Source organism: Streptomyces sp. NPDC058579 (assembly GCF_042718575.1).
Taxonomy (GTDB): Bacteria; Actinomycetota; Actinomycetes; order Streptomycetales; family Streptomycetaceae; genus Streptomyces.
On record NZ_JBHXPI010000003.1, the window covers coordinates 12,531 to 27,207 of the forward strand.

Here is a 14,677-nt window from a genome sequence, read left to right on the forward strand (position 1 = left end):
TCACTCCTTGTGGGAGAGGGCGCGGACGGTACGGGACGGGCTCGGTCGGCCCAGTTGTTCAGCCATCCACACGCTGGTGGCGGTGAGGGCGGTCAGGTCGACACCGGTCTCGATGCCGAGGCCGTCGAGCATCCACACGAGGTCCTCGGTGGCGAGGTTGCCCGTGGCGCTCTTGGCGTAGGGGCAGCCGCCGAGGCCGCCGGCGGAGGCGTCGACGGTGGTGACGCCGTGCTGGAGGGCGGCGAGGGTGTTGGAGAGGGCCTGGCCGTAGGTGTCGTGGAAGTGCACGGCGAGCCGGCGGGTCGGCACTCCGGCCTCGTTCAGGCTCTGGAGGAGCTGGGTGACGTGGCCCGGGGTGGCGACACCGATCGTGTCGCCCAGGCTCAGTTCGTCGCAGCCCATCTCGGCCAGGGCCTTCGTGACGCGGACGACCTGCTCGACCGGGACCGGGCCTTCCCAGGGGTCGCCGAAGCACATGGAGAGGTAGCCGCGGACGCGGAGGCCCTGCTCTATGGCGCGGGTGACGACGGGCTCGAACATCGCGAGGGCTTCGTCGACGGTCCGGTTGAGGTTGGCCTTCGCGAAGGACTCGGTGGCGGAGGCGAAGACGGCGACGTCGCGGGCGCCGAGGGCGAGGGCGCGGTCGAGCCCGCGCTCGTTGGGTACGAGTACGGGAAGCCGGGCGGCCACGTCCTGGAGCTGCGGGAACAGCGCCTCGGCGTCGGCGAGTTGAGGCACCCACTTGGGGTGGACGAAGCTGGTCGCCTCGACGGTGGAGAGCCCGGCGGTTGCGAGCCGCCGTACGAACTCGGCCTTGGTGGCGGTCGGGACGACGGTCTTCTCGTTCTGGAGCCCGTCGCGGGGGCCGACCTCGTGGATCCGGACGCGGGCGGGGAGGCCGGGGGCGGGCACGCGCATGGGCAGGCCCGTGGTCATGATTCCTCCCTGGGGGTCACCACGGCGAGGATCTGGTCCATGGCGACGGTGGAGCCGGGGGTGACGTCCAGCTCGGTGACGGTGCCGGCGTGCGGGGCGGAGATGACGTGCTCCATCTTCATGGCCTCGACCACGAGCAGGCTCTGCCCGGCGACGACCTCGTCCCCGACGGCGACCTTGACCACGGTGACGGTTCCCGGCATGGGCGCGGCGAGTGTGTCGGCACCGCCGTGCCGGGCGCCGCTGAGGGCGGCGGCGACGGGGTCGTGGTCCTGGAGGTGCCAGGAGTCACCGTCCCGGCCGAGCCAGAGGCCCTCGGGGGAGCGGGCGACGTGGAAGTGGTGGACGACGCCGTCGAGGTGAACGGTCACGTGGTCGGCGGAGATTTCCCCCACCCCACCCCTTCCCGAAACCCTGCCGGGGGCTTCGGGGCTGCTGCCGAGCGCGGCAGAGAACGCCCCGGCTGCGCCGGGGAGCGCCCGAGCTGCGCCGGGCGCGAGCCGCGACACAGCGCTCGCGTCCGGGGACGCCTCGGCCCCGCCTGCGAGCGGCAGCTGCGCGCCGCCTGCGTCCGAGGACGCCCCCGCCGTCCCCTCGCCCAGCAGCAGCTCAGCACTCCCCGCCGTGCCGCGGAGGCGGCACAGGACCGGGTCGTGCCCCGCCACGCGGAAGTGGCGTGGGGTCCAGGCCGGTTGGCCGCCGAGGCGCCAGGCGGTGGGGGCGTCGAAGGGGTCCGTCCAGCCGGGTGCGGGAGGAGTCGGGGGGAACTGGCGCAGCAGTGCCACCGCCGCGTACACCTCCGGTGGGACCGACCCATCGGTGAGGCTCTCCGCGTCCCGCTCCACCAACCCCGTGTCCAGGTCGCCGCTCACCACCGACTCGTGGGCCAGCAGGCGGCGCAGGAAGCCCGCGTTCGTCGGGACGCCGAGGGTGACCGTGTCCGCGAGGGCCGCGCGGAGGCGGCGGAGGGCTGTGGGGCGGTCCGGGGCGTGGACGATGACCTTCGACAGCATCGGGTCGTACAGGCTGCCGACCTCCGTGCCCTCGCTCAGGCCCGAGTCCGTGCGCACCCCTCCCCCAAGCTCTCCGAGCAGGGGGGACCCCCAGCCCTGCGGCTCGCGCAGGGAGAGGACCGTGCCGCCCGACGGGAGGAAGCCCCGCGACGGGTCCTCCGCGCAGATCCGGGCCTCGATCGCCCAGCCGTCCAGGCGGATGTCCGACTGGCCGAAGGCGAGCGGCTCGCCCGCCGCCACCCGTAGCTGCCACTCCACCAGGTCCAGGCCCGTGATCAGCTCCGTCACCGGGTGCTCCACCTGGAGCCGGGTGTTCATCTCCATGAAGTAGTACGAGGACGGGTCCTTGCCCGGCACGATGAACTCCACCGTGCCCGCGCCCACATAGCCGCACGAGCGCGCCGCCTCGACCGCCGCCGCGCCCATCTCCGCCCGGAGTTCGGGTGTCAGCAGGACGCTCGGGGCCTCCTCGATGATCTTCTGGTGGCGGCGCTGCAGCGAGCACTCGCGCTCGCCCAGGTGCACCACCCCGCCGTGCGCGTCCGCCAGGACCTGGATCTCGATGTGGCGCGGGCGGTCGATCCACCGCTCCACCAGGAGGGTGTCGTCGCCGAAGGACGACCTCGCCTCGCGGCGCGCCGCCGCGATCTCGTCCGTGAGGACAGCCAGGTCGCGCACCAGGCGCATGCCCTTGCCGCCGCCGCCCGCCGAGGGCTTCAGGAGGACCGGGGCGCCCAACTCGCGTGCGGCCGACTCCAGTTCAGGGTCCGCCGCGCCGGGGACGACCGGGACCCCCGCCGCCTTGACCGTCTCCTTCGCTCGGATCTTGTCGCCCATCAACGAAATCGCCGAGGCCGGTGGGCCGATGAAGACCAGGCCCGCCTCCTCGCACGCCTTCGCGAAGCCCGCGTTCTCCGCCAGGAAGCCGTACCCCGGGTGGACCGCCTGGGCCCCCGTGCGGCGCGCCGCTTCGAGCAGGGCCGGTACCGACAGGTACGACTCCGAGGCCGGCGGCGGGCCGATCCGTACCGCCGTGTCCGCCTCCCGGACGTGCCGGGCCTCCGCGTCCGCGTCGCTGTACACCGCGACCGAGCGGACGCCGAGCGTCCGCAGCGTGCGGATGACGCGGACCGCGATCTCGCCCCGGTTGGCCACAAGGACTGTGTCGAACATCTGCTGTGGTCCCCTCACATCCGGAAGACGCCGAACTGGGGGTCACCCAGCGGCGCGTTGGCACAGGCCGTCAGGGCGAGGCCCACCACCTGGCGGGTCTCCATCGGGTCGATGACCCCGTCGTCCCAGAGCCTGGCCGTCGCGTAGTAGGCGTTGCCCTGGGTCTCGTACTGCGCGCGGATCGGGGCCTTGAAGGACTCCTCGTCCTCCGCGCTCCACTCGTCGCCGAGCTGGTCCCGCTTGACGGTCGCGAGGACCGACGCCGCCTGCTCGCCGCCCATGACGGAGATCTTGGCGTTGGGCCACATCCACAGGAAGCGCGGGGAGTACGCCCGGCCGCACATCGAGTAGTTGCCCGCGCCGTACGAACCGCCGACGACCACCGTCAGCTTCGGCACGCGCGTGGTGGCCACCGCCGTGACCATCTTCGCGCCGTGCTTGGCGATGCCGCCCGCCTCGTAGTCCTTGCCGACCATGAAGCCCGAGATGTTCTGCAGGAACAGCAGCGGGATGCCGCGCTGGTCGCACAGCTCGATGAAGTGCGCGCCCTTCTGGGCGGACTCGGAGAACAGGATGCCGTTGTTGGCGACGATCCCGACGGGGTGGCCGTGGATCCGGGCGAAGCCGGTGATCAACGTCTGTCCGTACTCGGACTTGAACTCCTGGAAGCGGGAGGCGTCCACGATCCGCGCGATGACCTCACGGGCGTCGTACGGGGTACGGGAGTCCACCGGCACCGCGCCGTAGAGCCCCGCCGGGTCCACCTTCGGCTCCTCGACCGGCTCCACCGACCAGGGCAGCGCCCCGCGCGCGGGGAGCGTCGCGACGATGTTGCGGACGATCCGCAGCGCGTGCGCGTCGTCCTCGGCGAGGTGGTCGGTGACTCCGGACGTACGGGAGTGCACCTCGCCGCCGCCCAGTTCCTCCGCCGTGACGACCTCGCCGGTCGCCGCCTTCACCAGCGGCGGTCCGCCGAGGAAGATCGTGCCCTGGTTCCGTACGATCACGGCCTCGTCGCTCATCGCCGGGACGTACGCGCCGCCGGCCGTGCAGGAGCCGAGGACGGCCGCGATCTGCGGGATGCCGGCGCCGGACATCCGGGCCTGGTTGTAGAAGATCCGGCCGAAGTGCTCCCGGTCGGGGAAGACCTCGTCCTGCATCGGCAGGAACGCGCCGCCCGAGTCCACCAGGTACAGGCAGGGGAGACGATTCTCCATCGCCACCTCCTGGGCCCGCAGGTGCTTCTTCACCGTCATCGGGTAGTACGTGCCGCCCTTGACGGTCGCGTCGTTGGCGACGATCACGCACTCCCGGCCGGAGACCCGGCCGATGCCCGCGATGACCCCGGCGGCCGGGGCCGCGTCGCCGTACATCCCGTTGGCCGCGAGCGGGGCCAGCTCCAGGAACGGGGAACCCGGGTCCAGGAGCGTGTCCACCCGGTCCCGCGGCAGCAGCTTGCCCCGCGCGGTGTGCCGGGCGCGGGCCTTCTCACCGCCGCCGAGCGCGACCGCGGCGAGCTTGGCGCGGAGCGTCGCGGTCAGCTCCTCGTGCGCCGCCTCGTTGGCCTGCCAGGCCGCGGACGCGGGATCCGCCGCGCTCGTCAGCACAGGTGCCTGCTGCATCCCTCGAGCTCCCTTGCTCGGTTAATGAGCGTTAACGTATGTCCTTCAGGTTAACGACCGCTAACCCCGTTGTCTAGAATCGTCTTCATGACGACCACCGCCAGGACCGACGCCCCCACGCGACGCGAGCAGATCCTCAAAGAGGCCGCTCGCCTCTTCGCCGAGCGCGGCTTCCACGGCGTGGGCGTCGACGAGATAGGGGCCGCGGTCGGCATCAGCGGCCCCGGGCTCTACCGCCACTTCCCGGGCAAGGACGCGATGCTCGCCGAGCTGCTCGTCGGCATCAGCGAGCGCCTCCTCGACGGCGGCCTGCTGCGGGTCGGCGACGCCGCCGGTGACCCGCGGGCACTGCTCGGCGCGCTCATCGACGGACACATCGACTTCGCGCTCGACGACAGGCCCCTGATCACCCTGCACGACCGCGAGCTCGACCGGCTCAAGGACGAGGACCGCAAGCGGGTACGACAGCTCCAGCGGCAGTACGTCGAGCTGTGGGTGACGGTCGTACGGGAGCTGTACCCGGTGGCCTCCGAGGGCGAGGCGCGCACCGCCGTCCACGCCGTCTTCGGGCTCCTGAACTCGACCCCGCACCTCGCCGCCCTCGGCCGCGACGCGATGGAGGAGCTGCTGCGACGCCTCGCGCACGGGGCCTTCGGCGCCCTCGCGGGGGAGCCGGGGGAGTAGGGGCCCGGCTCGGACACCGGTCCAGGAGGTGAAACCGGGCGGACGCCCGCCCTGCGGCCCGGCAGAATGAGCATCATGCCGATGCCGATACTCAGTCGCCCCGCCCTGGTCGAGCACCTCGTGCGGACCCGGATCGCCGGAGACGTCGCCACCCCGCGCGACAACAACCTCTCCCACTACCGCAAGCTCGCCAACGGCGACCGGCACTACTGGCTCGGCCTGGAACTCGGCGACCGGTGGGCCGACGAGCAGGACGTGCTCGCCGTGATGGCCGAGCGGTGCGGGGTGAACGACGACCCCGCCCACCGCGCCGGCCAGGACACCATCGACCCCGAGCTGACCGTCGACGCCCTCGACCGGGCCGCCGCCCGGCTGCGCAAGGCCGCCGCGGGCAAGCAGCGGGTGCTCTTCGCGACCGGCCACCCGGGCGCGCTGATCGACGCCCACAGCCGCGTCGCCGCCGCGCTGCGGGCCCAGGGCTGCGACATCGTACGGATCCCCGGCGGGCTCACCGCCGACGAGGGGTACGTCGTGCAGTTCGCGGACGTGGCCGTCTTCGAGCGGGGCGCGACCCTCTGGCACACCCATTCGCCGGAGCCGATGAACGCGATCCTGGACGGCCTGGAGGCCCTGGGCGAGGCCCGGCCCGACCTCGTTGTCGCCGACCACGGCTGGGCGGGCCGCGCCGGCCAGCGCGGGATCGACTCCGTCGGCTACGCCGACTGCAACGACCCCGCCCTCTTCATCGGCGAGGCCGAGGGCACGATGCAGGTCACGATCCCGCTGGACGACCACGTCATCGACCCCCGCTACTACGAGCCGCTCACCGACTACCTGCTCGACGCGTCCGGCCTGCTCTGACGCGGTCCGCCGCCCGGGCCAGGGCCCGGTCCATCGCCCCGACCCGGTCCATCGCTCCGGCGCTGGTCAAGGCCCGGTGTCGGGTCCAGGTACACCCGCTTGACGGCCGGAAAGCGCTCCCGCAGCTGCTCTTCGGCCTCCTCGCAGGCCCACTCGACCTGCTCGGCCGACGACACGTCCCGGAAGTCGACCTTCGCCGCGATCATGACCTCGTCCGGTCCCTGGATCAGCGTCGTCAGGTCCAGCACGTCGATGATGTGCGGCACCGACAGCAGTTCCTCGCGGATCTCCGCCCGCATCCGCTTCGGCACCGGGCGGCCGATCAGCAGCTCCGCGTTCGAGCGGCCGAGCACCCAGGCCACGTACACGAGCAGCGCGCCGATGAGGATCGAGGCGACGCCGTCCCAGACGCTGTCGCCGGTGAGCTCGACGCCGAGCAGTCCGCCCGCCGCCAGCATCAGCCCGCACAGGGCGGCGGAGTCCTCCATCACGACGGCCTTGACGGTGGTGTCGGGGGTGAGCCGCAGATAGCGGCCGAAGGGCGCCTTCATCCGCTCCGCCTCGCCCTTGACCTGACGGAGCGCGGTCCGCAGGGAGAAGCTCTCCAGGACGAAGGCGACGCCGAGCACGATGTACGAGACGAGCGGGTCGCCGACCTCCTCGCCGTGGGTGAGGGTGTGGATGCCGTCGTAGACGGAGAAGACCGCGCCGCCGACGAAGGTGGCGACGGCGGCCAGCATCGCCCAGACGTAGCGTTCCTGCGCGTAGCCGAGCGGATGGTCCTCGTCGGCCGGCTTCTCGCTCCGCTTGAGCGCGGTGAGCAGCATGACCTCGGTGACCGTGTCGGCGACCGAGTGGGCCGCCTCGGAGAGCATGGCGCTCGATCCGCTGATGACGCCCGCGACGGCCTTGGCGGCGGCGATCCCGAGGTTCGCCACCGCCGCCACGATCACGGTGACGGTGCTCTCGCCGTTCCCTTGGTCCTTCTCTGAGCCGTTCTCCGCCATGAATCGGACGGTATGTCCGATCATCAGCGCGGGACGCGAACGACACCCTCCTGGATGACGGAGATCGCCAACCGCCCGTCCTGCGTGTAGATCCGGGCCTGGCCGAGTCCGCGGCCGCCCGAGGCGGACGGTGACTCCTGGTCGTACAGCAGCCATTCGTCGGCCCGGAAGGGCCGGTGGAACCACATCGCGTGGTCCAGCGAGGCCCCGACGACGTCCCCGACCGCCCAGCCGCCGCGCCCGTGGGCGAGCAGCACCGAGTCGAGCAGCGTCATGTCGGAGACGTACGTCGCCAGGCAGACGTGCAGCAGCGGGTCGTCCGCCAGCTTGCCGTTCGTACGGAACCAGACCTGCGAGCGCGGCTCGCGCGGCTCACCGACCGAACCCCACGGCGGGGTGTCGGCGTATCGCAGGTCCACCGCGCCCCGCGCCTCGACGAGCCGAGCGGCGACGTCCGCCGGGAGGTGCCGGGGCAGCATCTCGGCGGCCGTCGGCAGGGACTCCGGGTCCGGCGCGGCCGGCATGTCGTACTGGTGCTCAAGCCCCTCCTCGTACGTCTGGAAGGACGCGGAGAGGTGGAAGATCGGCTGCCCGTGCTGGACGGCGACGACCCGGCGGGTGGTGAAGGACCGGCCGTCGCGGATCCGGTCCACGGTGTAGACGATCGGCGCGCCCGGGTCCCCGGCGCGCAGGAAGTACGCGTGCAGGGAGTGGGCGAGCCGGTCTTCGGGGACGGTCCGGCCCGCCGCCACCAGCGCCTGGGCGGCCACCTGGCCACCGAAGACGCGGGGGACGACGGCGGAACGGGACTGTCCCCGGAAGAAGTTCTGCTCGATCTGCTCCAGGTCGAGCAGATCGAGCAGGGCGTCGAGAGCCTCGGGCACTTACAGACCCATCGACTTCGCGATGATCGACTTCATGATCTCGCTGGTGCCGCCGTAGATGCGGTTGACGCGGTTGTCGGCGTAGAGACGCGCGATCGGGTACTCGTTCATGTAGCCGTAGCCGCCGTGCAGCTGGAGGCAGCGGTCGATGACGCGGTGCGCGACCTCGGTGCAGAAGAGCTTGGCGCTCGCGGCCTCGGCCGGGGTCAGCTCGCCCGCGTCCAGGGCCTCCAGGGCGCGGTCGGCGACGGCCTCGGCCGCGTCCACCTCGGCCTGGCAGGCGGCCAGCTCGAACTTGGTGTTCTGGAAGTGCGCGACCGGCTTGCCGAAGACCGTGCGGTCCGTGACGTACTGCTGGGCGAAGCGGACGGCGGCCTTGGCCTGCGCGTAGGCGCCGAAGGCGATGCCCCAGCGCTCGGAGGCGAGGTTGTGGCCGAGGTAGTGGAAGCCCTTGTTCTCCTCGCCGAGGAGGTCCTCGACCGGCACCTTCACGTCGACGAACGCCAGCTCGGCGGTGTCGGAGGTGCGCAGGCCGAGCTTGTCCAGCTTGCGGCCGATGGAGTAGCCCTCGGACTTGGTGTCCACGGCGAAGAGGGAGATGCCGAAGCGGCGGTCCTCGGCCGTCGGGGCGGACGTACGGGCGCAGACGATCACGCGGTCGGCGTGGACGCCACCGGTGATGAAGGTCTTGGAGCCGTTGAGGACGTAGTGCGTGCCGTCCTCGGAGAGCTTGGCGGTGGTCTTCATGCCCGCGACGTCGGAGCCGGTGCCCGGCTCGGTCATCGCGAGGGCCCACATCTCCTCGCCGGAGACGAACTTCGGCAGGTACTTCTTCTTCTGCTCGTCGGTGGCGAGCATCTTGATGTAGGGCAGGGCGAGCAGCACGTGCACGCCGGAGCCGCCGAACTGCACGCCCGCGCGCGAGGTCTCCTCGTAGAGGACGGCCTCGAACTTGTGGGTGTCCAGGCCCGCGCCGCCGAACTCCTCGGGGACGTTGATGCCGAAGATGCCCAGCTCACCGAGCTTGTCGTAGAACTCGCGCGGCGCCTGGCCCGCGGCGAACCACTCGTCGTAGACGGGGACGACCTCGGCCTCGATGAAGGCGCGGATGGTCTCCCGGAACGCCTCGTGGTCCTCGTTGAATACGGTACGGCGCACGGTGCGACTCCTCCGGATGTGCGGGCCCATGTATGGCTAAGCGCTTGCTCAGTCAAGTTACCCATCGGTTCTGGCCGCTGTCCAGGGTTGTGGACGCATGGTTGCCCACATCACGTCCGGTTGATCAGGAGGACGGGATCCAGCCACGGGTGAGGGTGTCGTACGCGTACACCGGCCCCCGGAGCCCGCTCGTGCGGAACGGCCGGCCGCCGTCGTCGATCCGGACCGTGCCGGTGCGGCCCCCGCCGCTCCACTCAAGCTCCAGGTACCAGCGGCAGTCGCAGCCCGCCGTCCGGGCCTTCACCAGGAACTCCTCGGGGGCGGAGGCGGTGACGGCGTACGGGAGGGAGACCGCGGGGATCGGCCGGCCGGTGCTCCCCGAGGCGTCGTAGCCCGCGACGGACCGGGCGACGGGGCGGGGCATGTCGAGGTTCACGTCGAAGAGGCGCGGGGAGACGGCCCCGCCGCACCCGTTGTCCATCCGGTACGCGGGCCGGTCGAGGGCCTCCGCCCGGCCGACCACCCGCACGTGCAGGGCCTGGAGCACGACCGCCTCGGTCGGGGACCGGCCCTGGACGGAGACCCGCAGCAGGGTGTCCCGGCCGTGCACGGCCTCCTGTGCGCTCGCCCACGGCACCGCGTCCTGCGCCGCAGGGGGCGGGGGCACGCGGTCGGGGGCACGGTCGACGAGGTAGGTGTGGCCGCACCCCTCCTGCCAGACGTGGGAGGCGACGGTCCAGGTGAAGGGGGGTGTGGGTGTGGGTGTGGGTGTGGTGACGCTTTTTGGGGCGGACGTGGACGTGGGCGCGGGGCCCGGTGCGGTCGACGGGCCGAGCGTGGTCGACGGGCCGAGCGCGAGGAGCGCCAGAGCGGCGGTGACGGCCGCGACCGCTCCGGTGAGCCGCCGGGTCCGGCGGCGGGTGGGGTCGGCGGTGGGCGCGGCGGGTGCCGTGGCGGGGTGGGGCGCTGGAACCGGAGCCGGAGCCGGAGCCGGAGCCGGAGCTGCCGCCCGTACCGGCACCGGCGGGCGTCGTACCCCGTCCGCGCGCGTCCAAGCCCGCCGTAGCGTGCGCCGCTCCTCCTCCGTCGCGTCGCAGAGCCGGGCCAGTTGGTCGAGGACGGTGAACCGTTCCGGCACGGTCTCGCCGGAGCAGTAGCGGAAGAGAGTCGACGTGCTCACATTGAGGCGGCGCGCGAGGGAGCCGTAGCTGCGGCCGGAACGCTCCTTGAGCGCGCGTACCTGCCGGGCCAGTTCCTCGACCGCCGGGTCCTTAGTCTGTCCCACGGGCGTTCCACCCCCTTCTGCGTACTCCCACGTCAGTGGGGGTGGAACGGTTCCGGCACGGCGTGCGCACGTGCCGCTCTTGCCCGGAACGGCCGAACGCCCGGACGCTGGTGGTGTCTTGACGACCCGTACGACTCGTACGACCCGCACGTCACAGGGGGATGCCCACCATGGTCACGTTCCGTTCCGCAGTCGCCGCCACCGGCGCCGCCGCTCTCGGCCTCGTCGCGCTCGCCGCCTCGCCGTCCGCCACCGCCGCGCCCGCTCAGCCGGCCTTCCTGGCGGCCGCCCAGATGCCGCCGTCCAGCACGCCGTGGACGGCCGACCCGGTCACCCCGGGGGTGCCGGAGGTGGGCGTGTTCTGCAGCCCGGACGCCTTCCCGGCGGCCGGCACCCGGTACCGCGCCTTCCGTACCGAGCTGGACACCGGAGGCGTCCAGGTCACCACCGTCGCCGCGACCGAGGCCAAGGCCGTCGCGCTCGTCGACAGGCTGCGCCAGGCGCTGCTCAGCTGCGGGGAGCGCATCGAGCGCGAGTACCCGGAGGTGGACGCGAGCAGCCGCTACCACGGGAAGGTGGCGGTGGAGGAGGGCGCGTACGTCTACAGCCTCGACACCGCGAACCGCGAGATCGGCAACACGGACATCCACCTCTTCTCCGTGGGCCGGGACGGACGGACCGTCACCTATGTCCAGTGGGGGCAGATGGGCGACCTGGCGGACGCCCCGGTGACCGCCTTCAAGGCCACCACCCGCACCGCCGTGAACAAGCTCCACCCCTGACCCGAAGGGTCACAGCCGGCCGAGGGCGAACCACAGCTCCATCCGTACGTCCGCGTCGTCCAGGTCCATGGCCAGGAGCGTCGCGCAGCGCGTGATGCGCTGGCGGACGGTGTTGCGGTGGATGTCCAGGGCGACGGCCGTGCGGTCCCAGTTGCCGTGCAGCGAGAGCCAGGTGCGCAGCGTCTCGGTCAGCGGTTCGCCGATGGGGGCGAGGAGGGTCCGGGCGTACGCGGTGGCCTCCGTCCCGTCCATCAGCCCGCCGAACCCGGCGGGCCGGTGGCGTACGAGGTCCGTGCGGGTCGCCTCCGCCCGGCGCAGCGCCCGCGCGGCCTGCGCGTCGCCGACCGCCAGGTCGCCGGCCTCGACGGGGGCGCTGACCCCGAGGGTCCAGCCGGGCTGGGCGGTGACGGGGGAGGAGGCGGGGAGCAGCAGTCGTACGGACACGGGGGTGCCGTCCGGCCGGGTGCTCCCCGTCTCCGCCGCGTCGGCGCTCCCGGGCGCGCCCCCAGCCGTGCTTCCCCCGCCCGCGTCCACCAGCGCCGTCCCCAGCGCCGCCCCCAGGCTCGGGGCCGCGAACGGGGTGCCGTCGCCGCCACGGGCATGGACGACCGTCCAGGGGCCCGGGCCGAGGGAGCGTGAAGCCTCCTCGACCTCGGCCCCGAGGAGCAGGCGGACCAGGGCCGTGTCGCGGGCCGAGACGTCCGCGCCGCGGTGCGGGGCGGTGAGCAGCGAGAGCAGGACGACGGCGACGCCCGCGATCGTGTGGTCCCCGGGCTCCCGGCTCTCCGTGGCGACCCCGAGGGTCAGCCCGTCGCCGCCGCCCAGCGCGTACGCGGCCAGGCGCAGCCCCTCGCCCTCGCCGCTCGCCGTGGCAGGGCCGCCCGGCCGGTGGCCCACCACCCCCGCCAGCTCCATGAGCGCCCGGGACACCGTGCCCGGCAGCTCGCGCCCCGCCGCCGCGTAGGGCGTGCCGTCCGCCGCGTACAGCACCGCGCTCCCGCCGAGCCGGGAGGCGAGCGCCCCCAGGACCGCCGGGACGGGCGCGGGCCGGGCGGCCGCCACCGCGAGCGACTGCTGGGCCTCCGTCACCCGCCGCAGCTCTCGGTGGCGGGCCTCCGCCATCAGCCGCCAGACCGCCCGGGCCACCGCCGTGAACGGCGTCTGCGGCGGCACTTCGAGCAGCGGCAGCCCGTGCCGCTCGCACGCGGCGACGAGGGCGGCCGGGACGGTGTCGTACACCGGCGCGACGCCGAAACCGAGCGCCGCCGCGCCCGCCGCCACCACCCGCTCGACATAGTGCGCCGGGTCCGGGAGCTGCACGCCCGCCGTCATCAGCAGCTCGCCGCCGAGCAGGTACGGGTACGGGTCGGCCATCTCGGAGGTGTGCACCCAGTGGACGGCGGCGTCGGCCGGGCCCGCCAGGAGCCGCAGCCCGAGGTCCTTCCGGCCGAGCAGTGCGGCCAGGGAGACGGGCGGGGCCGGTGGTGTCGATGTGGGGGGTTCCTGTGCGGGGGGCATCGCGGTCATCGCTCTGGGCCTATGGACCTTTCGTACATCGCACGGGATTAACAGTGGATGAAACTTACGCTTCATCGTCGCTTTCCGGCCACCTAGCCTCGTCCCATCCAGCGGCCGCGGGTACGGGCGGATGTCCTCGCGAACTGTCACTGGTCGTCACTCCACCGCACGACACGCCACCGGAACGAACGAGGGAGGGCCCACCCCATGGCCGTCGACTACACAGTGATCGTCCTGTACTTGGCCGGCATGCTCGCGATGGGCTGGTGGGGCATGCGCCGCGCCAAGTCCAAGAGCGAGTTCCTGGTGGCGGGCCGCCGGCTCGGCCCCTGGATGTACTCCGGGACCATGGCGGCCATCGTCCTCGGCGGCGCGTCGACGATCGGTGGTGTGGGCCTGGGCTACAAGTACGGCCTCTCCGGCGCCTGGATGGTCTTCGCCATCGGCCTCGGCCTGCTGGCCCTCTCGATCTTCTTCTCCGCCCGGATCGCCCGGCTGAAGGTCTACACCGTCTCCGAGATGCTCGACCTGCGCTACGGCGGCCGGGCCGGCGTCATCTCGGGCGTGGTCATGTGGGCGTACACGCTGATGCTCGCGGTCACCTCGACCATCGCGTACGCCACGATCTTCGACGTCCTCTTCGACCTGCCCCGTACGGTCGCGATCGTGCTCGGCGGCGCCATCGTCGTCGCGTACTCGACGCTCGGCGGCATGTGGTCCATCACGCTCACCGACATGGTGCAGTTCGTGGTGAAGACCATCGGCGTGCTGATCCTGCTGCTGCCGATCGCCGTCATCAAGGCGGGCGGCTTCGCCGAGATGAAGGCCCAGCTGCCCACCGAGTACTTCGCGCCGCTCGGCATCGGCGGCGAGACGATCTTCACGTACGTCCTGATCTACACCTTCGGCATGCTCATCGGCCAGGACATCTGGCAGCGGGTGTTCACCGCGCGGACCGACAAGGTCGCCAAGTGGGGCGGCACGGTCGCCGGTACGTACTGTCTCGTCTACGCCCTGGCCGGCGCCGTCATCGGCACCGCCGCCAAGGTGCTCTACCCGAACCTGCCCAGCGCCGACGACGCCTTCGCGACGATCGTCAAGGACGAGCTGCCCATGGGTGTGCGGGGCCTCGTCCTCGCCGCCGCGCTCGCCGCCGTGATGTCGACCTCCTCCGGCGCGCTGATCGCCTGCGCCACCGTCGCCAACAACGACATCTGGTCGCGCCTGCGCGGGCTGACGTCCAAGGGGGGCGGGGCTGAGGATCACGACGAGGTGAGGGGGAACCGGCTCTTCATCCTCATCATGGGCATCGCCACGATCGCCATCGCGATCGTCCTCAACGATGTCGTCCAGGCGCTGACCGTGGCGTACAACCTGCTGGTCGGCGGCCTGCTCGTGCCGATCCTCGGCGGTCTGCTGTGGCGCCGGGGCACCGTGCAGGGCGCGCTCGCGGCGGTCACCGTCGGCGGCCTGTCCGTGATTGGCCTGATGTGGGCCTACGGAATCCTTGCAAATGAGCCTGTTTACTATGGTTTGTTGGCCTCGCTCGCCGCATATGTGATCGTTTCCCTGGCGACCCGCCCGACGGACGCCGCTGTGCTCGCCCACTGGCGTGACCGGCTGGCGGGCCGGAACACCCCCGAGACGGACACCGGTGACGGCGCCGACGGCACCGGTACCAGCACCGACGCCGACGACCCGACGACGCCGGAGACCGTGCCGGCGCCGACGACCGGCTGACGGCACCAGACTCC

The 14,677-nt window shown here is 72.4% G+C and carries 12 protein-coding genes; 4 read left to right on the plus strand and 8 right to left on the minus strand.

What is annotated here, in order from left to right; all coding sequences use genetic code 11:
• From ACFWRO_RS05380 to ACFWRO_RS05390, 3 genes are read right to left on the minus strand one after another with little or no spacing between them, the layout of a single operon-like run.
• Entirely contained in the window at positions 1 to 936 is a 936-nt protein-coding gene (locus ACFWRO_RS05380; protein WP_384504558.1) for a hydroxymethylglutaryl-CoA lyase, read from the minus strand.
• Positions 933 to 3,122: an acetyl/propionyl/methylcrotonyl-CoA carboxylase subunit alpha gene (locus ACFWRO_RS05385; protein WP_384504561.1), complete on the minus strand. Its 2,190-nt coding sequence runs from the start codon at positions 3,120 to 3,122 to the stop codon at positions 933 to 935. Before ACFWRO_RS05385 ends, ACFWRO_RS05380 begins: the two co-directional genes overlap by 4 nt.
• A gap of 14 nt (positions 3,123 to 3,136) precedes the next feature.
• Positions 3,137 to 4,744, minus strand: coding sequence for a carboxyl transferase domain-containing protein (locus ACFWRO_RS05390; protein ID WP_384504564.1), 1,608 nt, complete (start codon positions 4,742 to 4,744; stop codon positions 3,137 to 3,139).
• An 87-nt stretch (positions 4,745 to 4,831) separates the two neighbouring features.
• Between ACFWRO_RS05390 and ACFWRO_RS05395 the strand changes: the two genes are divergently transcribed.
• Together ACFWRO_RS05395 and ACFWRO_RS05400 are read left to right on the plus strand one after the other, a co-directional pair.
• Positions 4,832 to 5,428 (plus strand): TetR/AcrR family transcriptional regulator, encoded by a 597-nt coding sequence (locus tag ACFWRO_RS05395; protein ID WP_384504567.1) that lies wholly within the window; start codon positions 4,832 to 4,834, stop codon positions 5,426 to 5,428.
• 81 nt (positions 5,429 to 5,509) lie between these two features.
• Positions 5,510 to 6,289 (plus strand): phosphatase, encoded by a 780-nt coding sequence (locus ACFWRO_RS05400; RefSeq protein WP_384504570.1) that lies wholly within the window; start codon positions 5,510 to 5,512, stop codon positions 6,287 to 6,289.
• Here the strand turns inward: ACFWRO_RS05400 and ACFWRO_RS05405 are convergent.
• The 4 genes from ACFWRO_RS05405 to ACFWRO_RS05420 form a co-directional block, all read right to left on the minus strand.
• Positions 6,259 to 7,296, minus strand: a complete 1,038-nt coding sequence (locus ACFWRO_RS05405; RefSeq protein ID WP_384504572.1) for a cation diffusion facilitator family transporter — start codon at positions 7,294 to 7,296, stop codon at positions 6,259 to 6,261. The two genes, ACFWRO_RS05400 and ACFWRO_RS05405, sit on opposite strands and share 31 nt — an antisense overlap.
• A 23-nt stretch (positions 7,297 to 7,319) precedes the next feature.
• Positions 7,320 to 8,180, minus strand: coding sequence for an acyl-CoA thioesterase II (tesB, locus tag ACFWRO_RS05410; protein ID WP_384504575.1), 861 nt, complete (start codon positions 8,178 to 8,180; stop codon positions 7,320 to 7,322).
• On the minus strand, positions 8,181 to 9,338 hold the full coding sequence (locus ACFWRO_RS05415) for an acyl-CoA dehydrogenase family protein (protein WP_384504577.1): 1,158 nt from the start codon (positions 9,336 to 9,338) through the stop codon (positions 8,181 to 8,183).
• 124 nt (positions 9,339 to 9,462) lie between these two features.
• The gene (locus ACFWRO_RS05420) at positions 9,463 to 10,623 is read right to left on the minus strand and encodes a helix-turn-helix domain-containing protein (RefSeq protein ID WP_384504579.1); all 1,161 of its coding nucleotides are present in this window, start codon (positions 10,621 to 10,623) and stop codon (positions 9,463 to 9,465) included.
• A gap of 170 nt (positions 10,624 to 10,793) precedes the next feature.
• Between ACFWRO_RS05420 and ACFWRO_RS05425 the strand changes: the two genes are divergently transcribed.
• On the plus strand, positions 10,794 to 11,405 hold the full coding sequence (locus tag ACFWRO_RS05425; RefSeq protein ID WP_384504582.1) for a hypothetical protein: 612 nt from the start codon (positions 10,794 to 10,796) through the stop codon (positions 11,403 to 11,405).
• A 9-nt stretch (positions 11,406 to 11,414) separates the two neighbouring features.
• Here the strand turns inward: ACFWRO_RS05425 and ACFWRO_RS05430 are convergent, their stop codons facing one another.
• Complete coding sequence (locus ACFWRO_RS05430; RefSeq protein WP_384504584.1) at positions 11,415 to 12,932, minus strand: PucR family transcriptional regulator; 1,518 nt, start codon at positions 12,930 to 12,932, stop codon at positions 11,415 to 11,417.
• Between the two features lie 198 nt (positions 12,933 to 13,130).
• On the opposite strand from ACFWRO_RS05430, the gene ACFWRO_RS05435 reads away from it, so the two are divergent.
• Positions 13,131 to 14,663, plus strand: a complete 1,533-nt coding sequence (locus ACFWRO_RS05435) for a sodium:solute symporter (protein WP_384504587.1) — start codon at positions 13,131 to 13,133, stop codon at positions 14,661 to 14,663.
• The last annotated feature ends 14 nt before the right edge of the window (positions 14,664 to 14,677 follow it).

Excerpts from the sequence above, each read along its gene's own strand:
- ACFWRO_RS05395 (WP_384504567.1), top strand. The coding sequence starts at position 4,832 with ATGACGACCACCGCCAGGACCGACGCCCCCACGCGACGCGAGCAGATC.
- ACFWRO_RS05380 (WP_384504558.1), bottom strand. The coding sequence starts at position 936 with ATGACCACGGGCCTGCCCATGCGCGTGCCCGCCCCCGGCCTCCCCGCC.
- ACFWRO_RS05400 (WP_384504570.1), top strand. The coding sequence starts at position 5,510 with ATGCCGATACTCAGTCGCCCCGCCCTGGTCGAGCACCTCGTGCGGACC.
- ACFWRO_RS05435 (WP_384504587.1), top strand. The coding sequence starts at position 13,131 with ATGGCCGTCGACTACACAGTGATCGTCCTGTACTTGGCCGGCATGCTC.
- ACFWRO_RS05430 (WP_384504584.1), bottom strand. The coding sequence starts at position 12,932 with ATGACCGCGATGCCCCCCGCACAGGAACCCCCCACATCGACACCACCG.
- ACFWRO_RS05405 (WP_384504572.1), bottom strand. The coding sequence starts at position 7,296 with ATGGCGGAGAACGGCTCAGAGAAGGACCAAGGGAACGGCGAGAGCACC.
- ACFWRO_RS05385 (WP_384504561.1), bottom strand. The coding sequence starts at position 3,122 with ATGTTCGACACAGTCCTTGTGGCCAACCGGGGCGAGATCGCGGTCCGC.
- ACFWRO_RS05425 (WP_384504582.1), top strand. The coding sequence starts at position 10,794 with ATGGTCACGTTCCGTTCCGCAGTCGCCGCCACCGGCGCCGCCGCTCTC.
- ACFWRO_RS05390 (WP_384504564.1), bottom strand. The coding sequence starts at position 4,744 with ATGCAGCAGGCACCTGTGCTGACGAGCGCGGCGGATCCCGCGTCCGCG.